This window comes from Arthrobacter sp. FW306-06-A, assembly GCF_021870055.1.
Classification (GTDB): Bacteria; Actinomycetota; Actinomycetes; order Actinomycetales; family Micrococcaceae; genus Arthrobacter.
In genome coordinates this window covers 847,668-867,685 of the sequence record NZ_CP084552.1, presented here as the reverse complement: position 1 = coordinate 867,685, position 20,018 = coordinate 847,668, and the positions used below count along the sequence as shown (strand labels likewise).

Annotated in this window: 18 protein-coding genes and 1 tRNA gene; 12 read left to right on the top strand and 7 right to left on the bottom strand. The window is 65.9% G+C overall.

Features of this window, described 5'->3' with window-relative positions; translation table 11 throughout:
- The first annotated feature begins 130 nt into the window (after positions 1-130).
- The 4 genes from tmk to LFT49_RS04210 all read left to right on the top strand — a co-directional run bounded on the left by tmk (position 131) and on the right by LFT49_RS04210 (position 3,741).
- Positions 131-838 (top strand): dTMP kinase, encoded by a 708-nt coding sequence (tmk, locus tag LFT49_RS04225; RefSeq protein WP_237429850.1) that lies wholly within the window; start codon positions 131-133, stop codon positions 836-838.
- The gene (locus LFT49_RS04220; protein ID WP_236821241.1) at positions 835-1,998 is read left to right on the top strand and encodes a DNA polymerase III subunit delta'; all 1,164 of its coding nucleotides are present in this window, start codon (positions 835-837) and stop codon (positions 1,996-1,998) included. Before tmk ends, LFT49_RS04220 begins: the two co-directional genes overlap by 4 nt.
- The gene (locus LFT49_RS04215) at positions 1,995-3,563 is read left to right on the top strand and encodes an alpha/beta hydrolase (RefSeq protein WP_236821240.1); all 1,569 of its coding nucleotides are present in this window, start codon (positions 1,995-1,997) and stop codon (positions 3,561-3,563) included. Before LFT49_RS04220 ends, LFT49_RS04215 begins: the two co-directional genes overlap by 4 nt.
- A 105-nt stretch (positions 3,564-3,668) precedes the next feature.
- Positions 3,669-3,741: transfer RNA gene (locus tag LFT49_RS04210), tRNA-Thr, on the top strand.
- 55 nt (positions 3,742-3,796) lie between these two features.
- Here the strand turns inward: LFT49_RS04210 and LFT49_RS04205 are convergent.
- On the bottom strand, positions 3,797-4,024 hold the full coding sequence (locus LFT49_RS04205; RefSeq protein ID WP_237429849.1) for a hypothetical protein: 228 nt from the start codon (positions 4,022-4,024) through the stop codon (positions 3,797-3,799).
- 312 nt (positions 4,025-4,336) lie between these two features.
- Between LFT49_RS04205 and LFT49_RS04200 the strand changes: the two genes are divergently transcribed.
- The 3 genes from LFT49_RS04200 (at position 4,337) to LFT49_RS04190 (ending at position 8,277) form a co-directional block, all read left to right on the top strand.
- Positions 4,337-6,319: an amino acid transporter gene (locus LFT49_RS04200; RefSeq protein ID WP_237429848.1), complete on the top strand. Its 1,983-nt coding sequence runs from the start codon at positions 4,337-4,339 to the stop codon at positions 6,317-6,319.
- Between the two features lie 255 nt (positions 6,320-6,574).
- The gene (locus tag LFT49_RS04195) at positions 6,575-7,519 is read left to right on the top strand and encodes a polysaccharide deacetylase family protein (RefSeq protein ID WP_236821238.1); all 945 of its coding nucleotides are present in this window, start codon (positions 6,575-6,577) and stop codon (positions 7,517-7,519) included.
- Between the two features lie 119 nt (positions 7,520-7,638).
- A complete protein-coding gene (locus LFT49_RS04190; RefSeq protein ID WP_236821237.1) occupies positions 7,639-8,277 on the top strand; it encodes a hypothetical protein in 639 nt (212 codons plus the stop codon).
- Between the two features lie 65 nt (positions 8,278-8,342).
- Here LFT49_RS04190 and LFT49_RS04185 read toward each other — a convergent pair whose 3' ends face one another.
- Positions 8,343-9,584, bottom strand: coding sequence for an NAD(P)/FAD-dependent oxidoreductase (locus LFT49_RS04185; RefSeq protein WP_236801089.1), 1,242 nt, complete (start codon positions 9,582-9,584; stop codon positions 8,343-8,345).
- Between the two features lie 130 nt (positions 9,585-9,714).
- On the opposite strand from LFT49_RS04185, the gene LFT49_RS04180 reads away from it, so the two are divergent.
- The 5 genes from LFT49_RS04180 (at position 9,715) to LFT49_RS04160 (ending at position 15,195) form a co-directional block, all read left to right on the top strand.
- A complete protein-coding gene (locus tag LFT49_RS04180; protein WP_237429847.1) occupies positions 9,715-10,692 on the top strand; it encodes a hypothetical protein in 978 nt (325 codons plus the stop codon).
- Positions 10,693-10,757: 65 nt separating this feature from the next.
- Positions 10,758-11,843: a hypothetical protein gene (locus LFT49_RS04175; protein WP_237429846.1), complete on the top strand. Its 1,086-nt coding sequence runs from the start codon at positions 10,758-10,760 to the stop codon at positions 11,841-11,843.
- A gap of 133 nt (positions 11,844-11,976) precedes the next feature.
- Positions 11,977-13,677, top strand: a complete 1,701-nt coding sequence (locus LFT49_RS04170) for a phosphodiester glycosidase family protein (RefSeq protein WP_237429845.1) — start codon at positions 11,977-11,979, stop codon at positions 13,675-13,677.
- Positions 13,678-13,721: 44 nt separating this feature from the next.
- Positions 13,722-14,804, top strand: coding sequence for a glycerophosphodiester phosphodiesterase (locus tag LFT49_RS04165; protein ID WP_237429844.1), 1,083 nt, complete (start codon positions 13,722-13,724; stop codon positions 14,802-14,804).
- A gap of 205 nt (positions 14,805-15,009) precedes the next feature.
- On the top strand, positions 15,010-15,195 hold the full coding sequence (locus tag LFT49_RS04160; RefSeq protein WP_236801084.1) for a hypothetical protein: 186 nt from the start codon (positions 15,010-15,012) through the stop codon (positions 15,193-15,195).
- A 150-nt stretch (positions 15,196-15,345) separates the two neighbouring features.
- Here LFT49_RS04160 and LFT49_RS04155 read toward each other — a convergent pair whose 3' ends face one another.
- From LFT49_RS04155 to LFT49_RS04135, 5 genes are all read right to left on the bottom strand, one after another.
- Positions 15,346-16,191, bottom strand: coding sequence for an aldo/keto reductase (locus LFT49_RS04155; protein ID WP_236801083.1), 846 nt, complete (start codon positions 16,189-16,191; stop codon positions 15,346-15,348).
- Positions 16,192-16,318: 127 nt separating this feature from the next.
- Complete coding sequence (locus tag LFT49_RS04150) at positions 16,319-16,762, bottom strand: hypothetical protein (protein ID WP_236801082.1); 444 nt, start codon at positions 16,760-16,762, stop codon at positions 16,319-16,321.
- A gap of 8 nt (positions 16,763-16,770) precedes the next feature.
- Complete coding sequence (locus tag LFT49_RS04145) at positions 16,771-17,394, bottom strand: bacterial proteasome activator family protein (RefSeq protein WP_237429843.1); 624 nt, start codon at positions 17,392-17,394, stop codon at positions 16,771-16,773.
- 77 nt (positions 17,395-17,471) lie between these two features.
- Positions 17,472-17,675, bottom strand: coding sequence for a YbdD/YjiX family protein (locus LFT49_RS04140; RefSeq protein ID WP_236801080.1), 204 nt, complete (start codon positions 17,673-17,675; stop codon positions 17,472-17,474).
- Entirely contained in the window at positions 17,675-19,972 is a 2,298-nt protein-coding gene (locus tag LFT49_RS04135; RefSeq protein WP_236801079.1) for a carbon starvation CstA family protein, read from the bottom strand. Before LFT49_RS04135 ends, LFT49_RS04140 begins: the two co-directional genes overlap by 1 nt.
- Between the last annotated feature and the right edge of the window lie 46 nt (positions 19,973-20,018).

The following is a 20,018-nucleotide window of genomic DNA, read 5'->3' as shown; positions in this document are numbered from 1 at the left end:
AAAAGCGTACTGTTCCTGTTTGATCCAACGTCAAAGCAGTGACGTTTTGTGGGCGGCGCCCCCTCCACCTGTCCTGCACAGGCACTGGGTGGAAGCCGGAAATGTCCGCCTGCCTCGGTAGGCTTAAGAAGTGAACAAACAGAAGGCCGGATTATTCATCGCGTTCGAAGGTGGCGATGGCGCCGGCAAGTCCACCCAGGCGGCCCGCCTTGCCGCCGCGCTGGAGTCCCGGGGCCACACGGTGCTGCGCACCCGTGAACCCGGCGGCACGCCCATTGGGGAAAAGCTGCGCTCGCTGGTACTGGATCACGGCAACGGCGAGATTGACGCCCATACGGAAGCCCTCATTTTCGCGGCTTCCCGCGCCGCCCACGCCGCCCAGGTTATCCGCCCGGCACTTGGCCGTGGCGAGATTGTGCTGACCGACCGCTACATCGACTCTTCGGTGGCATACCAGGGGGCCGGCCGCAAACTCGGCCAGGACGCCGTCCAGTCCCTCAACGAGTGGGCCACGTCCGGTCTGCAGCCGCACCTTACGGTCCTCCTGGATGTTGACCCCCAGCTTGGCCGGCGGCGCCGCACTGCAGGCCAGGCAGCCGAAGACCGACTTGAATCCGAAGCTGACGAGTTCCACACGCGGATCCGGGGCGCCTTCCTGGACCTCGCGGCGGCCCGCCCCGCGTCGTACCTGGTCCTCCCTGCCCACCTCCCGGTTGACGACCTGGCTGCGCAGATCCTGGCCCGCGTGGAAACCTTGCTTGATGCGCCGCCCCTCGCAGCGCATGCCCACGCACCGCAAGGGGCGGTACCTGCAGCGGGCGACGGCGGTGGCGCGTGACCGTCTGGGATGACCTCCAGGGCCAGCCCGCCGTCGTCGAACAACTGCGCCAGGCCGCAAGCGGCGAAAGCCTGACGCACGCTTGGCTGTTCACGGGGCCGCCGGGTTCCGGCCGCTCGAACGCCGCCAAGGCCTTCGCCGCCGCACTGAACTGCGACCAGGAGGACGTCGGCCTCCGTGGCTGCGGGCAGTGCCAGGCGTGCCACACGATCCTGGGTGAAACCCATTCGGATGTGACGTTCGTGCGCACCGAAAAGGTCACCATCACCATCGATGAGGCCCGGGAACTGGTGGCGGCGGCAGGTAACCGGCCATCGTCAGGGCGCTGGCGGATCATCGTCGTGGAGGACGCCGACCGCATGGCCGAGCGGACCACCAACGTACTGCTCAAAGCCATCGAGGAACCCACGCCGCGGACTGTCTGGATGCTTTGCGCGCCGTCCCCCGCCGACGTCCTGGTCACCATCCGCTCCCGCTGCCGTAGCGTCGCTTTACGGCTGCCGCCGGCCTCGGACGTTGCAGCCCTGCTGGTGCGGCGTGACGGTGTGGACCCTGCCCTTGCGGAGCAGGCAGCCCGGGTAGCGCAGAGCCATGTAGGCATTGCCCGCCGGCTGGCCAGGGATCCAGCGGCAAGGGAACGCCGGCTGGAAACGGTCCGTTTTCCGCTCGGCCTCCGCGGCGTCACAGCCGCGGTCATGATGGCGGACAAGCTGGTGAAGATCGCCACCGCCGAGGCCAACAGCTCCAACGAGGAGCGGGACGCAGCGGAGAAGGCCTCCCTCCTTGCAACGTTGGGAGCGCCCGAATCGGGAGCCCTGCCCCCGGCCATGCGCAGCCAGCTGAAACAGCTCGAAGACGACCAGAAACGGCGGGCCAAGAGATCCATCACGGACTCCCTGGACCGTACGCTCACCGATTTACTTTCCTTCTACCGCGATGTGCTGATCATCCAACTCGGGAACGCCGTGGAACTGGTCAACGTTGAGCTGAGGAGGGAGCTGGAAGAGTTCGCCGCCCGCAGCACTCCTGAGATCACCCTGGCCCGCATGGACGCCATTAACAAAGCCCGCGAACGCATCACCACAACCAACGTTGCCCCGCTTCTGACCATCGAGTCCATGGCGGCCAGCCTGATCCAGCCCTCCAAGGAGACCCGATGACTGCCCGCCCCCTGTCCGCACCCCACAGGTCCCTGGCGGTTGCAGTCCGAGCCGCGGGAGCAATGGCCCTGGCCGTGGTCCTGGCCTCGTGCAGTCTCCTCAACAGCGGCGACAAGAACCCCCCGGAGGCGGCCACTGCCAAGGCCGACCCCTCGATCGTGGCGTCCGCCCCCGCGGGCCTGGAAAAGTTCTACTCGCAGGAAGTCGTATGGCAGCCCTGCGAAGGGGAATTTCAATGTGCCAAGGTGACCGTCCCCCTGGACTATGCCAATCCTGGCGGCGACACCATCCAGCTTGCCGCTTTGCGGGCGTCCAGCACCGGAAAGAAAACCGGCAGCCTCCTGGTCAACCCCGGCGGCCCGGGCGCTTCCGGCTACGACTTCATCAAGGACGCAGCCGCAACCCACTTTTCAGCCGGCGTACGCAACGCCTACGACCTCGTCGGCTTTGATCCGCGCGGCGTCAAGCGCTCCGCTCCCGTAACCTGCATGACCGACGCAGAACGTGACGCGGCCCGTGCCAAGGTCTATGCCCTCGAAACCGACGCCGGACTGGCCGCGGCGCTGGCCGACAACAAGGCGATCGCTGACCAGTGCGCGGCGCAAACCGGCCCGGTCCTTGGCCACATCGACACCGTCAGCGCCGCCAAGGACCTGGACGTACTCCGGGCCGTGGTGAACGACACCAAGCTGAACTACCTTGGCTACTCCTACGGCACGTTCCTGGGCTCCACCTACGCCTCACTCTTCCCGGACAACGTGGGTCGCATGGTCCTCGACGGGGCTTTGGACCCGTCCATCAGCAATGAGGACCTGACCAGCGGCCAGGCCCGGGCCTTCGAAAAAGCGCTCCACAGCTACGTTGCCAGTTGCCAGAAGCAGGGCAAGTGCCCCCTGAGCGGTGATGTCGATTCCGGAGTGCAGCAGATCCGGGACCTGATCAACGCTGTGCAGCAGACTCCCCGCACGGCCAAGGACGGCCGCCTGGTCAATGCCACCATGTTCGTCAGCGGCCTCATCACCCCGCTCTACAACGACCAAAGCTGGCCGGCCCTCACGCAGGCGCTGGAGGCGGCGTTGTCCGGAGACGTGAGCCTCATGCTCCGGCTGGCCGACCTGGGCGCGGACCGCGGCTCCGACGGAAAGTACACCTCCAATTCAACGTTCGCCTTCAACGCGATCAACTGCCTGGACTACCCCATGGTGTCGGATGCCGCAGGCATGCGCGCCGAAGAGAAGCGGTTGGAGCAGGACTCCCCCACCCTCGGCTACTTCTTTGCCTACGGCGGGACCACCTGTGCGGATTGGCCCTACGAGAACCTCCGCACCCCGGCACCTGTGGAATACAGCGGTGGCTCCCCCATCGTGGTCATCGGGACCACAGGCGACCCCGCAACCCCCGTTGACTGGGCAGCCTCACTGCGCAAGCAGCTGGGCAACGCCTCCCTGCTGACGTGGAGGGGTGAAGGACACACCGCCTACGGCCGTGCCAACAGCTGCTTGGAGGATTCGGTGGACAACTACCTGGTGGGCGGCAAGGTGCCGGCCGACAATACGGTCTGTTGACCGCCCCGGCAGCCGCCGCGCGCCCCATTTTGACCGGGGCGAGGAGACTCTATTACAGTTGACTCTTGCATGAGGCGCCCGGTTCTGCCGGGGATTTTGTGCGGTGCTTCCTTAGCTCAGTCGGTAGAGCGTTTCACTCGTAATGAAAAGGTCATCAGTTCGATTCTGATAGGAAGCTCGGGATAAACCCCGGACAGCCCCTGGTTCCAGGGGTTTCCGGGGTTTTTCGCTGGTTAATGGTCTGCCTGGGCTCCTGGTACACCGTCCGCTTTGGACCGGATAAACGCCTGGTCCTCGCGGGATATGGCTGCTTCACCGTGCTGCCCCGTTGCTAAGTTCTCCCCGGTTTCCTTGGAAATTACCGCGACAATCGTCCTCGGCAGGATCTGGCATCCCGGGTTGTCGGTCAACCACTTCCTGGTGGCCGGGTCGAGGCGGCTCCAACGGTCTTTGAGATTCATAGCCGGCTGCTGTCTCCCTGATCTAACGAGCAGAGCCCCAGGCTCTGCGGCGGGCACTCCGCCCGCCCCAACCCACTAGTAAACGCCGGACCTGCTGGAGGGCACAGGGCCTTAAGTCTCAATCTCCGGCCGGACCTCCGCGGACAACCGGCTGCAGGGTGGCCATGCAAAGGCCCGGCGTTAAGAAAGCGTCAAGATTATCCCGCTCCTTCCCGCCCCGTCCCATGCCGGTGCTAATCTCGCCGGTTACGGGCAGGGGCCACCCCATGAAGGCTGCCGCTTATGCCGGGACCAGCAGAGGGGAGATGTTCCATGACTGCATCTATCCAGCACTCCGTACCCGAAAGCGTTCCCCGCCCCTCGCACGATGCCACGCCCCACGGGCCCCTCGTCCGTTGGCTGCTTGAAAACCGCGTCCACCAACCTGAAGGCCTCGAAGCCCCTGAGCGGGAAGAGGGACAGCAAAGCTGGTGGAAGGTTATGTGCCTGACCGGCGTTGACTACTTCTCTACATTGTCCTACCTGCCCGGAATCGCCGCTCTTGCTGCGGGTGCGCTGTCTCCGCTGGCGACACTGCTGATTGTCGCGCTGACTCTTTTGGGCATGCTGCCCATGTATCGCAGGGTGGCCGCTGAAAGCCCCCATGGGCAGGGCTCAGTGGCCATGCTTGAAAAGCTGCTGCCCTTCTGGCGGGGCAAGATCTTTGTCCTGGTGCTGCTCGGGTTCGTAGCCACATCCTGGATCATCACCATCACGCTTTCCGCAGCCGATGCCACCGTCCACCTGCTCGAAAATCCCTTCCTTCCGCCCGCCCTCAAGGGCCAGGCCGTACCCATAACCGTGCTGCTGCTGGTGATCCTTGGCGGAGTGTTCCTGCTGGGCTTCTCCGAGGCTGTCGCCGTCGCTATACCGCTTGTCGGGGTCTTCCTGCTGCTGAACGGCGTCGTTATCGGTTCAGGCATCGCTGACATCGTCGCCGATCCCGCGCTGCTGAATTCATGGAGCGGGGCGTTGACCGCCCAGGGAACCGGTTCGGGCGGCATTGCAGGACCTGCGCTGCTGGCCTTTCCCCTGCTGGTCCTGGGGCTGTCGGGTTTCGAAACAGGGGTCAGCATGATGCCCTTGATCGCCTCCACAGGCGCCACGAGTGAAGAGAAGCTGCGGGGGCGGATCCGAAACACCCGCAAGCTGCTGACCACTGCGGCACTGATCATGAGCGTCTACCTGATCGGCAGCAGTTTCGTGACCACCGTCCTAATTCCCAGCGAAGCATTCCAGCCGGGCGGGCCGGCCAATGGCCGTGCCCTCGCATATCTGGCCCACGAACGCCTGGGCAGCGGTTTCGGGTCCGTGTATGACATCAGCAGCATCCTTATCCTCTGGTTCGCGGGGGCGTCGGCGATGGCTGGGCTGATCAACATCGTCCCGCGCTATCTTCCGTCCTATGGCATGGCACCCGAATGGTCGCGCGCAGTCCGGCCTGTTGTGCTCGTCTACACCACGGTCAGCATCCTGATCACCGTGGGGTTCAAGGCGGACGTCAACGCCCAGGCCGGCGCCTACGCAACAGGAATCCTTGTGATGATGGTTTCCGGAGCCATAGCGGTGACGATCTCGACGATCCAAAGGAAACACCGCGGAGCCGCAACCGGCTTCAGCGTGCTGACACTGGTGATGCTCTATGCACTGGCGGCCAATGTGCTCGAAAAGCCGGACGGCATCACCATTTCCGGCTTCTTTATCCTCGGCATTATCACCGTGTCACTCGTATCAAGGGTCAGCAGGACCACCGAACTCCGCGTCGACAGGATCGAATTCGATGCGGCTGCGCGCCGGTTCATCAAGGAGTCCCTGGACTACGACGGGCGGCTGACCCTGATAGCGAACAAACCGCAGGCGCGCGACGTCGCCGAATATGACCAGAAGACGGCAGACCAGGACGACAGCAACCCAACCCCTTGGACTGCCGACGTCATCTTCCTTGAGATTGACGTCACCGACCCCTCGGGATTCAGCAAGGTGCTGGCTGTCAGGGGCGTCGAGGTAGGGCACCACAGGGTGCTCCGCGTGCAGAGTCCCGCCGCACCCAATGCCATCGCAGCCATCCTGCTGGCACTGCGCGATGCCACGGGTGTGATTCCGCATGCCTACTTCGAGTGGTCTGAAGGCAACCCGCTGGCACACCTGATGCGCTACTTGCTCCTGGGTCAGGGCGATACTCCCCCAGTGGTCCGCGAAATCCTCCGGCGGAACGAACCCGATCCCCGTCGGCGTCCCGGGATCCACGTGGGATAGACGGTGTCTTTTTGCCCGCGACGACTGATTATTACGCCCGCCGCTCCGGCTATCCATCGAGGTTCAGGAAACGGCAAGGCAGCCAAGGTATCATCCCGGAGTGACTCCCCGCTTTCAGGCCGCCGTTCCGGGCGCCACGGCCTGCACCACTGCCTGTCCGACGGGCAGCCGCCGTACGGCATGTGCCACCTCCGGTTGCTGCACGGAAGCTGACCGGACCCCTGCCGCAGCCAAGCCCCGGCGGGGGGCTTGACCGTGGAACCGAACGCGCCCCGGCACCTGGGCCAGGACGGCAAGGGCCCCGGCCGCAGGACGGTCCTGCTGGCAGCAGTGCTCACATTGTCGGCCGCCGTTCCCGACCTGCAGTCCCGTTCGAAGCCCTCGGAAACGCAAGGCAGCGCCCGGGACAGCGGTGGGGCAGACCCGGTCGCCTCCCCGGTGATGGATACAGGCCCCGACGGTGACGAGCCTGCACCCGCGCCTGCCACGCCACCGCCACCGCCCGTACCTTCACGCGCGCAGATCGTCGACACCTACGGGAAGCACCAGCCCCACTACTGGGGCCTGGAGGCTCCCGGCGTCCTGACGCGGCTGCCGTCCGGCCCCCAGGGCATCGCCCTCACCTTCGACTTTTGCGGCGGTTCCGGCGGCAGCGGCTATGACCAGGCGCTCGTCGATGCCCTGCGCCAGCGTCACGTTCCGGCCACGCTCTTCCTGAACTCGCGGTGGGTCACGGCCAACCCCGCCACGGCCCGGCAGTTGGCAGCAGATCCACTTTTCGAAGTTGCCAACCACGGGACCTCGCATAAGCCGTTGTCCACGACCGGCAACACCGCCTATGGAATCCCAGGCACAAAGAACGCCGGCGAGGTCTACGACGAGATCATGCCGAATGACGGCGTCCTGGCCGGCATCACGGGCAAGCGCCCCAGATACTTCCGCCCGGGCACCGCCTACATGGACGACGTCGCTGTGGACATCCTCGGCGCGCTGGGAGTGAAAGCGGCAGGCTTCAGCATCAATGGCGACGGCGGCGCAACGTTTCCAGCCGCCGTCGTCGCCAAAGAGGTGGGAAAGGCCCGGCCAGGCGACGTGGTCATCTGCCACGGCAACCATCCCAACAGTGGAACGGCGGAAGGCGTAAAGCAGGCGGTGGACAAGCTGCTGGCAGCCGGAATGTCCTTCACCCACCTGCCCTGACGGCACCCCCCGTGCTGGTGGCGGGCTGCGTGCTGATCCGATACGTTGACAGGAAAGCCCTGTCCAGCAACGGGCGGCTGGACCGCGGTCCGACCGCAGCCAAACGTTAGGAATTGCTCATGCCGGAACAGCACAACACTCCTGCCATCGGATGGCTCCCTGCTTGGGCAGACCTTCACGGACGCTCCGCAGAAGCTGTGAACGCCGGGTTCGTCGTCGGGGGAGGCACAGGAGATGAGCCCCAAGGACAGGAGTATGTGGCGGGCTGGGCAGGTGGTGATGCGGAGGAGCTTGCCGCCAAGGCAGCAGGTGAGGGCGCGAGCCTGACCCTGCTTTGCGCTGACGCTGGAAATGCTGGTGACCTGGCCCCCGGTGGTCTCGCCCGGGTGTCAGAGAGGATTCTGCTTATGGCCCCCACGGCGGAGTTGAATACGGGAGTGCAACTGCCGGAAAACTCCCAGGTGGCCCTGGCACCCATGGAAACCTACGACGCCGTCGAAATCACCGTCTTTGACAGCCCGGTGGCCCGGGGCCGTGTCCAGGTGCGGGACGACTTCGCCGCGGTGGCCATCACGGAAGTCCCGGAAGGGCCGGAAAAGGAGACGTTTGAGCGCGGGCTCTTCGCCGCCATGGCAGAGGAGGCTTTTCTCCACGGCGCCGAGTACCTGCACATGGTGGTTGAGGCGGACGCTGCCGGCCCCTATGAGGCATCCGGGTGGACTGTGGCGGGCCGGCTGGTTGGTTTCGGGAAGAGCTAACGACGGCGGTTCGCCCGGGCGGCGCGAAAACAGGCCCGAGCAGGCAGGAGGGGGCGGGCAGGTAGCTAGTCCGGCCTGCCCACCACCACTTGGGCAGGGCTGTGGGTTACGTAGCCATTGGCCCAGGAGAACAGCGCCCGGACTTTCTGCTGGAAGCCAGGCAACAGGGCAAGATGCACTGCCAGCCACGAAACGAACGCCAGCGGGCCCTGCAGTTGCAGGCGCCGGCGGCCGAGTTCCGCCACGGCTGCGCCGCGTCCCACCATCGCCATGTAGCCCTTGTCCCAGTAGCGGAAAGGCTCCCGCACGCCGCCGGTAAGGTCCGCATAGATGTTGCGTGCCGCCCACTTGCCCGACTGCTGTGCCACGGACCCAAGCTGCGGCAGCTTGTTCCCATCAGCGTCGGTGATGTTCGCCGAGTCGCCCAGAACATAGACACCCTCGAGGTCAGGGGCTGTCAGGTCTGGTTGCACGTCCACCCTGCCACCCCTGCCCTGCTTCAACCCGGACTCGGTGATGATCCGCCCCGCCTGCAGGCCGCCGGCCCACACGACGATCCGTCCAGGGATGACAGTCCCGTCCTTGAGCGTCACCCCGTCAGGCCGGACGTCCCCCACCGCGGTGCCCATATGTAGCTGGACACCCAGTTTTGTCAGCCGGTCCCGCGCGTACGCCTGCGACTTTTCCGAGAAAGCAGCCAGCACGTTGGGAACCATGTCCACCAGGTGAACGTGGCACCGGGCGGCCAGCCCGGGCGAGAAGTACTTCGGCACAAGGTACTTAACGTTCTCTGCCAGTGCGCCGGCGGTCTCCACCCCGGTTGGGCCACCGCCCACCACAATCACGTCGGCGTTTACCGAGGGTTCCCGGTCTGCCTCGTCCATGACGGCAGTGATGGCGGCGCTGAGCCGCGTTGCGTCCGCCACCGAGTACAGGGGGTAGGCATGCTCATCGGCGCCGGGGGTGTTGAAGAAGTTTGGCACCGCCCCCGTGGCGATGACCAGGACCCGGGACCGGTAACTTGAGCCGTCGGCGGTGGTGACCGTGCGGTTGGCCGCATCGATGGCGGTGACCTCCGCCGTCAGGACGCGGACGTTGTTGATCTTGCGGAACTCGGACCGGAGCGGCCGGGTGACCGCCGAAACCCCGATCTGGGATGCGGCCACTTGGTAGAGGAGCGGCTGGAACTGCTGGTAATTGTTGGCATCGAGCAGCAACACCCGGACGCCCTTGCGGCCCAACTCCTCAGCCGCCGTCTTTCCGGCAAAACCGCCGCCAACCACGATGACCTGATATGAATCGTCCATTCGTGCAACATACCCCTCCCGGCGGTCGAGTAACAGGGTGGTGTGCCGGGACGTTGTGGCGTGCGTCTTGTCCCGGTCCGGGCGGGGGAACGTTAAGAAGCCCGCCCCTCCCGGCACCTAAGATGGCGGCATGGATGACGCAGCCCTGGCGGACATTGCGGACCGGCTCTACGCCGGGCCGCTGGACGACTTCGTCGCGGCCCGAACGACCGCCGCCAAGGAGGTTGCGCGCCAGGACAAGGGCCTGGCTGCAACAGTCCGCGGCCTGCCCAAGCCGTCCGTAGCCGCATGGGCCCTGAACATGCTTGCCCGGACCCGGCCGGACGTGCTGGACGGGCTCAGCGACCTCGGGGCCCGCATGCGGGCCGCGCAGGCGTCACTCGACGCTCCCGCCCTGCGCGAACTGGGCCGGGAGCGCCGCACCATGCTGGCTGACGCCGTCGACATCGCCCGGTCCGTTGCCCGGGAGCAGGGCCGTTCCATCAGTGACGCAATGGCCTCCGAAGTCGAGGAGACCCTCCGGGCCCTGACAGCGGACGAGGGCGCAGCCAATGCAGTGGGCAGCGGGCGGCTGCTGAAGGTCCTGTCCGCGGACGGCGTCAACGACGTCGACCTGGAGGGGGCGGTGGCCCTCCCCGGGCTGCTTCCTCCGGCAACGTCTGCCCGCCCGGCAAATGCTCCCCTTTCCGCGCCGAAGGCAAAGGCAGCGGCGAGGACACGGACGACGGCGGAACGCACCTCCCAGCCAAAGCCCACCAGGCCCCGGCTTGAGGCAGTGCGGCAGACACCCCGGCCAGCCTCGCCGCCGGCGCTGGAAAAGGCAAAGGCGGCCCTTGCCGAAGCCCGGGCTGCCGAAGAGGAGGCGACACGCCTGGCCGGTGAACTGCAGGACCAGGAGGAGCAGGCAAGGGCGGACATTGCGCAGCTGCAGCAGGAAACGGTTGAGCTTCGGAGCCGGCTCAAGGCCGCCGAAGAAAGCCTGGAGCGATCGCGCAAGCGGCTTGTGGCGACCTCTGCCGAAGCGAAGCAGGCGGCGCGGGCGGCAGACAAAGCCAACCGCACCGCGGTGCTGGCGCAGGAACGCGTGCTCCGCCTAAGCAGCAACTAAGGGGCGCACAAGGTAGCCAAACGCCTCCTCTCCCGCAGGACGTTCACGGGACCTACTCTGGAGCTATGGACGCCGCAGCAGCCCAGGCCTTTGCGATTCCGCCGGCAGCAGTTCGCCGCCCCACCACAGCCCTCGAGGACGCCATCACACTGGCCGCCGGCGTCTGGCTCCTCATTGGAACCTATGTCGACGGCTGGGCCCATAACAACCTCCGCAACCTCGAGACGTTCTTCACCCCGTGGCACGCAATCCTGTATTCAGGCTTCGCGGCCTGCGCCGTCTGGATCGCGTCCCTGACGTGGCGCCGGCACGCACCCGGCACGCGGTGGCCTGAAGCGGTCCCCGCCGGTTACGGCTCTGCTGCGGCCGGGGTGGCCCTTTTCCTGGCCTCGGGGGTGGGGGACTTTGCCTGGCACTCCGTGCTTGGCATCGAACAGAACATCAGCGCACTGTTCAGTCCCTCCCATCTGGGGCTTGCCACCGGCGGGTTCCTTATCCTGTCCGCACCGTTCTCGGCCGCGTGGCAGTCACCCGGGAGGACGTGGCCCCGACTGGTGCCGGCATTCGTCAGCGCCATGCTCGCCGGAATGGTTGCGGCCTTCATCCTCCAGGAGTTCGCGGTCTTCGCCCGCCACGGGCTCATTCAGACATACACCAGCGCTGCCGGGACGCCGCCGGCCGTGACGGGGCCGACGTCGGCGGGCATCATGATCTCGCTGGCGACCTTCCTGGTCTCCACGGTGGTGCTCTTTGTTCCCGTCCTGCTGTTGTCGCTGCGGTGGCGCCTGCATCCGGTCATCCCTGCTGCCATGACGCTGGTCCCCTCTGTAGCCCTGCAGGTCATGGTGGCACTGCGGGACGCCTGGCTGCTACCGGTGGCCCTCACCGGCTCCGTCCTGGTGGGAGTGGTGTGGGCGGTGGTGCGACCGGCACCGGACCGTCCCGGCAGGTTGATGACCGGGGCAGGCCTCTCCCCAGTCGTTTTTTGGGCACCCTATTTCGCCGGTGCGGCGCTCCGGGACGGTGCGCTCAGCTTCTCCCCCGAGATCTGGAGCGGAACGCTCGTCTGGGCAGGCCTGGCAATGCTGTCACTGGCCGCGCTGGCCCTGAAGGCCAGGGAAACTGCCATGGGGAACGGTCCAGCCCGGTGAATCCTCCCCCCGCAGCCGACAGCTTGGAGTATTTACGTCCGAAAGATGCAGTTCACCAGCCCGCCACGACAGGTTAATTACCGACTAGTAGCTTGAGAGCTCCTGTTGAGCCCAAACCTGAAGAGGCCCCACAATGAGCTCCGAAACTACCGGACGCGTACTCACGAGGTACGCGTCCCGGCACAGCCGTACGGCCATCACGGCGCTGGCTGTGTCCCTCCCCTTTGTCTTCCTTGCCCCGGCCGGCGCCTCCACCTCGGCGGCGCCCGCCACTCCGGCTCCGGATCAGCAGACCGTCGCCGCGTCGCCGCCCAACCACTTGGACCTCGGTGCGCAGGACCTGCCCGAAACCCGCACCGTGACCGACCTCGCCCCCGGGCTGACCAAGACCTCCATCAGCCGCGGCGCCCCCAACCAGGGCTTCTTCTGGACCGCTGAAGTGGCTGTCCCGTCAGTTTCCCCGGACCCGGACGCCCCGGCCTCTGCACTGTCCTCCCAGGCGCAAGCCCGGATAGTTGCCGACAAGCTTAACGCGGTCGGCATCACTGCGCGGGTGGAGCACGTCCAGTCACCGCAACTGGCCGACGCCGGCGGCGACCTTGGCTACCGGGTCCGGGCCGGACAGTTCCCGGTGAAGGCCGACGGATCCCCCACCGTCGACCGGATCAAGGCAGCCGGGTACAAATCCTCCGTCATCTACACCGGCTGGGACGGTGATGCCGGCTCGAGCGAGGATGACCGGGGCCCTTGGAACCTGCAGGTACTGACCATAGACCCGAAGGAATTCCGCGGCGACCTCACCTCGACGTTCGGCCCTAACCTCGAAGAGCGTGAAACCACCAGCTCACTCGCCGCCGCTGCGGGGGCCCTGGCGGCAACGAACGGCGGCTATTTCGTCATGGATCCCCAGGCAGGAGCCCCGGGCGATCCCGCAGGCGTGGCAGTCCACGACGGAAAGATCCTCAGCGAACCCGTCGCCGACCGGCCCTCGTTAGTCATAGACAAGAACAGCACCTCCATCCAACGCCTCCACTGGCACGGCTCCGTCACCGTACCTGGCCAGGCCGGAGAACTTCCCCTGGACGGAATCAACCGGGTCCCAGGGCTTATCCGCAACTGCGGGGGCACCGACGACACCCCCACCAACCTGCCGCTGCACGACTTCACCTGCACGGACGCGGACGAAATCGTCTCCTTCACCCCCGAGTTCGGTCCCGCGACGCCATCCGGGCCCGGACTCGAAGTCCTCCTTGACGCCCATGGCACCGTTACCTCCGTGAACCACATCCGCGGCACTGCCGTCCCCTCCGGCGGACAAACCCTGCAGGCCATCGGAGCGGACGCGGATAAACTCGCTGCCCTGGCTGTCCCTGGTTCAAAGCTGAAAGTCGGCACCGACCTGCTCGACGAGGGTGGCAAGACCTTGAAGACCGGTTCCACGACGGACGTAGTCAACGGCGGCCCAACCCTGGTTCAAAACGGCCGGCTCAACGTCACCGCCCGCCGCGACGGCATGGTCCGCACCAATGACAGCAACAGCTTCTTTTACGGCTGGGTCCACAAGCGCAACCCCCGCACCTTCGCCGGCACGGACGCCCATGGCCGCACCCTGATCGTAACCGCCGACGGCCGCCAAACCACCAGTCTTGGGTTAAGCATCAAAGAATCAGCCGACGTCGCCCGTTCCCTCGGAATGGTCAACGCCATGAACCTCGACGGCGGCGGATCCACCACCATGGTCCAGGACGGCCGCGTCGTGAGCTCGCCCTCCGACGCCACTGGCGAACGCCCCGTGGGCGACGCTCTCGTCGTACTGCCCGGCCGCAAGCCGTAACCTTCACCGGCCCCACATATACACATCACAAACTTTGGAGAACCATGAAGTACACCAAGCTGCTGACCGCGGCAGCCATCACCGCAGGCCTCGCCCTGGGAACAGCCCTCCCGGCGCAAGCTGCCGATACCAACCCCAACGGCACAGAAAACCATTTTGATCTCCAGGCGCACCGTGGCGGCATCGGCTTGACCGTCGAATCCACGCTGGCTTCCTTCGCCAAGGGCATCGAGAGCGGCGTGAGCACCTTGGAACTGGATCTGCAGATCACCAAGGACGGCCGGGAAGTCATTACCCACGACCGGAAGATCAACGGCCAGAAGTGCCGGGACACCGCCCCGGTCACCCCCGGTGACCCGTCGTACCCTTACGTCGGCAAGTACATCAAGGACCTCACCTTCGATCAGGTGCGCAGCCTGGACTGCGGCTACTTGACGCTGCCCCAGTTCCCCGGCCAGCAGGCGTCCCCCGGCGCAAAGATGCCGACCCTGGCCGAGGTGTTCGACCTCGCCAACCGTTACCGTGCCAGCCAGGTCAAGTTCAATATCGAAACCAAGGTTGAAGCCGGGGCACCAGAGCAAACCGCTCCGCGCGAACAGTTCGTGAACGTCGCCCTGCGCGAAATCAAGGCCGCCCACATGGAGGAGCGCGTCTCCATCGAGAGCTTCGACTGGGGCTCGCTGCGCCTGGTGAAGGAACGCGAACCCGGCATGCGGACCGTGGCGCTGACCAACAAGGACTTCCTGCAGGCCGGACAGCCGGGCAATTCACCCTGGCTCGGCGGCATCGACGCGGACGACTTCGGCGGGGACCTGGTGGACGCTGCTGCCTCCCTGGGTTTCGACGCCATCTCCCCCGTCCACGGCACTCCCCAGAACGGAACCGTCACCGACCCCGGCTACGTGCCCTACGTGACAGCCGATATGGTGAACCGCGCCCACGCCAAGGGCATGCAGGTCATTCCGTGGACCGTCGATGATAAACCCACCATGCGCAAGCTCATGGACGACGGTGTTGACGGCCTGATCACCGACTACCCGAACCGGCTGCGCGAAGTGCTGGCAGAACGATCCCTGAAGCTGCCCAAGCAGTACACGCTGGAACCCGGTGCGTCCGCAGGGAACTGACCACCCGGACAGTCCTTGGATCTGAGCGTTCAGATCTGCGACTGCGCAGTCTGGACCGGGCGTGATGTGAAGCCGGCCGACAGGGTTGCGGAACCCTTCAAGCAATTACAGGCATGGGGAGTGTTGTTCTTGACCTTTGGGTCCGTATCCCAACACGCGGAGGCTGGTTCCTAAGAATGTCAGACCCCGGTTGCACACTGGATTCATGGAAAACCAAGCTGTGCAGGAATTTCACGTAACGTACTTCGACGCTGACTGTGGCCGGTCCCGGTCCGAGGTCTTCGAGACGCTCGAAGAGGCCGAGCGCTTCGCCTGCCGGCACTGCCACGGCGAAGACAACTGGGCCGTGGTGGACGCCATCACTGTGGAGCACATCCAGGCCGCTGCCTAAACCAGGTTCGTGCCCCGGCGGTATTAAAAGCACCAGCCCGTGCTGCCTGGCGATGGCCGGCAGCACGGGCTGGTGCTTTTACTCTGGCTGGATTCCGCGCTCCGCCTGGGTCGGGTGCCCATCGGGCGGCGCGCGGCGCGCCGTCGCGGGTTACGCGAAGTCGGAAACCGCGGGATCGGCACCGATGCGGCCTTCGCCGCTGGCGGTGCGGTCAAGGTTGTTGATCGCTTCAACATCCTCTGCGTCCAGGGACACCTCAAGGGCTGCGAAGTTCTCCTTGATGCGCGACTCGGTCACGGACTTGGGGATCACCACGTTGCCGATCGCCAGGTGCCAGGCGATGACTACCTGGGCGGGTGTGGCCTGGTGCTTGGCGGCGATGGACGCGATGGTGGGATCATTCAGCAACTCGCCACCCTGGCCCAGCGGAGACCACGCCTGGGTCAGGATGCCCTTGGAGGCTCCGAACTCGCGCAGTTCACCCTGGTTGAAGTAGGGGTGCAGTTCGATCTGGTGGATGGCGGGAACCACGCCGGTTTCGTCGATGATGCGCTGCAGGCCCTCGACAGTGAAGTTGGAGACGCCGATGGACTTGACCCGGCCGCGCTTCTGAAGCTCGATCAGCGCCTTCCAGGTGTCAACGTACTTGTCCTGCTTGGGCTGCATCCAGTGGATCAGGTAGAGGTCCAGCGTCTCCAGGCCAAGCCGGTCCATGGATTCCTCGAAGGCGGCGAGGGTTGACTCGTACCCCTGGTCCGCGTTCCACAGCTTGGTGGTGATGAAGATCTGCTCCGGAGAGAGGCCGGAGCTGGCGATGGCGCGGCCCACGCCGGCCTCGTTGCCGTAGATCTTGGCCGTATCGATGTGGCGGAAGCCGGCTTCGAATGCCTGGCGGACAACCTTTTCAGCCACGTCGTCCTCAACCTGCCACACACCGTAGCCGAGCTGGGGAATCGTGTTTCCGTCGTTGAAAGTCAAAGTTGGTGAAAGAGTCATGGTTTCATCCTGCCAAAACAGCGCCACGAAACGCGCTGGATCCGCGGCTTGTCAGCCAGCCGCGTAACCCCAAAATTCCCAACCAAATCGGGAATATTTTCACGCCGCTGCCAACGGCGGCTGCCGGCTATTCCCCGCGAAGCTGCCTCTCGGCGTCGTCAACCTGCTGGAAGACGGCCTCGGCACGGCGGCGTACGGACGCCGCTCCCACGGGCACGGGACCGACGGCGAGCCGAAGCATCGCTGCGGCTTCGGCCGTGGTGGCCAGCGAGTTTCCGGCCTTGGACAACGACCGGTGCACGTTGGCCAGGGCAGCAGGTATGTCCAGGCCTTCGCTGGGCGAACGGCGCTGCGCCTCCACGCACACCGCACGCACCCGGTGCAGGAGGGCGGCGAGTTCGTTCGCAATCTCCACCAGTTCGGCGTACAGCTGGTCATCCTCCACGCCCTCGAGCACCTGGTGGAAGCGGTCCAGTCCCCTGTGGAAGCGGTCGTGGGCGCGGCGCCACAACCCCTTGCCCAGTTCCGCATCATCCTTGCGCCCCTGCCGGGCGGCGCTGAAAAAGCCCAAGCGCAACCTTAGAGGTACTGCCCCGGACCGTGGTCCGGTTCATCACGGGGGCTGGGCCGCGAGGCACTGCCGGGGCGGGCGCCCGCCGGTGCCCGCTGCGGCTCACCGTTCTCACCAATCACGACGCCGGGCGCAATCATGGTGCCGGGCGGCAGCTGGCGCATCTGCATCTGCGCGGCGGCCTGCTGCTGGGCGGCGTGCTGGGCCGCGATGGCGGTCTGGATACCGTGGAAGAGGCCCTCGAGCCAGCCCACCAGCTGGGCCTGGGCGATCCGGAGCTCGGCGTCCGAGGGCGTGGCTTCGTCGGAGAAGGGCAGGCTGATCCTGTCCAGTTCCGCCACGAGCTCCGGTGCCAGCCCGTCCTCAAGCTCTTTGATCGAGCGCTCATGGATGGCAGCAAGCCGGCCACGCGCGGCGTCGTCCAGCGGCGCCGACTTCACCTCCTCAAGGAGCTGGCGGATCATGGTGCCGATCCGCATGACCTTGGCGGGCTCGTCCACCAGGTCCTGCAGGTTGCTGCCCCGGGGCTTGCCGTCCCCGGATGGATCCTGCACCGAGTCCTGCGCGTCGTCAACGGGAGTGCCTTCCACCGGGAGGTCCTCAGCTGCCTGAGTGTCTTTGGGATCGCTCATGCGTTCATACTCTCACGGCCCATCCGCCCGGGGCCCGCCAGGAAGCTTCCTGGCGGGCTTGTCCGCTGCGGGCACAATCAGCAGCACCGGCCCTGCGGGTTGCTGTCCTGGCGGTCGGTCCGGTCCCGCCAGAACTCCCGCTCACTCAGGGGTGCCTCATGGTGCCCGGCCGCCCTGTGGTGTTCCAGGTACTTGGCGTAGGCGTCGGCGCCCATGACGCCGCCCAGGTAGCGGGCGAAGCCGCGGAATCCGCTGGCCACCAGGGCGATGCCGCTGCTCATCAGTGCCCGGCCCGTTCCAGGCGGGCGTCGGCGGGTACTTTCTCCCACTCGGCGGCCAGCTCACGTTCGGCGGTCGTCGGCAGCAGCCCCGCGGGGGCGAAGACGCGCGACGGAACGAACGGGTCCTCGTTGTCCTTGGTGGCTGTCCCGGCCGCCCTGTCACGGAACGCCTTGACCGTGGCCAGTACCGCCGTCGCAATCACGATGATGCTGAGCACCACGAAGATCACGGACAGCCAGCCCTGGATAGCGGTGTTGCGGACAACGGCCTCCATGGCGGCCACGGACTTGGCGGTGCCGAACTCGGTCTTGCCGTCTGCCAGCGCCTTGCTAAAGGCTGCGTTGTTGGCGAAGTACCCCACGGCCGGGACGGGCGAGAAGATCTTCTGGTAGCTGGCCGTGATGGTCACCACCGCGGCGAAGGCCAGCGGCAGGGCCACGATCCACAGGTACTTGAAGGTACCGCGCTTGGCGACGATGGCCAGGCACACGGCCAGGGCAATGGCGGCCAGCAGCTGGTTGGCGATGCCGAACAGCGGGAACAGGGTGTTGATGCCGCCCAGCGGATCGGTGACCCCCATCAGCAGCACGGCACCCCAGGCAGCGACCATGATGGCGGTGCAGAGCCAGGCGCCCGGCCGCCAGGAGGCTTCCTTGAACTTCGGGACGAAGTTGCCGATCGAGTCCTGCAGCATGAACCGGGCAACGCGGGTGCCGGCGTCCACAGCGGTGAGGATGAAGAGCGCCTCGAACATGATGGCGAAGTGGTACCAGAAGCCCATCAGGGCAGTGCCGCCGACGAACTGGTGCATGATGTGCGCCAGGCCCACGGCCAGGGTGGGGGCGCCGCCGGTCCGGGACACGATGCTCTGCTCGCCCACGTTCCTGGCCGTCTCAGACAACAGGTCCGGGCTGATGTTCACCCCGGCCAGGCCCAGGCTGTTGACCCAGGTGGCTGCAGTTTCAACGGTTCCGCCGGTCAGGGCAGCGGGAGCGTTCATGGCGAAGTACAGGCCGCGGTCGATCGAGATGGCGGCCACCAGGGCCATGATGGCCACGAAGGATTCCATGAGCATGCCGCCGTAGCCGATGTACCGGGTCTGCCGTTCCTTTTCCACCAGTTTGGGGGTGGTGCCGGAGGAGATCAGGGCGTGGAACCCTGACAGCGCGCCGCACGCAATGGTGACGAACAGGAAGGGGAACAGGGCGCCGGAGAACACCGGGCCGTTCTCCCGGCCGGCGAACTCGCTGAAGGCGGGAACGGTGACCTCGGGCCGGACCACGATGATGGCCAGAGCCAGCATGACGATCACGCCGATCTTCATGAAGGTGGAAAGGTAGTCGCGCGGGGCGAGCAGCAGCCACACCGGCAGGATGGCTGCGATGAATCCGTAGATGATCAGGCCCCACGCGATGGTCACCTTGTCCAGGTGGAACACGGCGGCGCCCCACTCGGTCTGGGCCACCAGGCCGCCGCCGATGATGGCGGCCATGAGCAGGACGAAGCCGATGATCGAGACTTCCATGACCTTGCCGGGGCGCAGGTACCGCAGGTAGACGCCCATGAAGAGGGCGATGGGGATGGTCATGCCCACGGAGAACACACCCCACGGGCTCTCACCCAGGGCATTGACGACGACGAGCGCCAGGATGGCCACGATGATCACCATGATGAGCAAGGTGGCGATCAGGGCTGCCGTGCCACCGATGACCCCGAGTTCCTCGCGGGCCATCTGGCCCAGGGACCGGCCGCCGCGGCGCATGGAGAAGAACATGACCAGGTAGTCCTGGACCGCGCCGGCAAAGACCACGCCGACGATGATCCAGATCGTGCCGGGAAGATAACCCATCTGGGCCGCGATGACCGGGCCCACCAGCGGGCCGGCACCGGCGATGGCGGCGAAGTGGTGGCCGAACAGCACGTTGCGGTCCGTGCGGACGTAGTCCTTGCCGTCGGCCTTGTACTCGGCCGGGGTGGCGCGGCGGTCGTCCGGCTTGGTGATGTACCGCTCGATCACCTTGGAGTAGAAGCGGTAGCCGATCAGGTAGGTGCACACGGAGGCGAAGACGAACCAGATGGCGTTGACGGTTTCACCACGGACGATCGCCAGCATGAACCAGGCGACGCCGCCCAGCAGGGCAATGGCGGCCCAGAGTGCGATCTTGGCCGGGGTCCATTTCCGGTCCTCGGCCTCAAGCCGGGCCTCGTCCACGGCGGGCGGGGGAAGATCCGGGTCCGTAACCAGTCCGCCCTCCGCCCGGGATCCGTTTTTCCGTTGGTCAGGCACTCCGGCCATGTCTCCTCCTTGAGAGTTTTCACACTTCTGCCATGGGCACCCTACC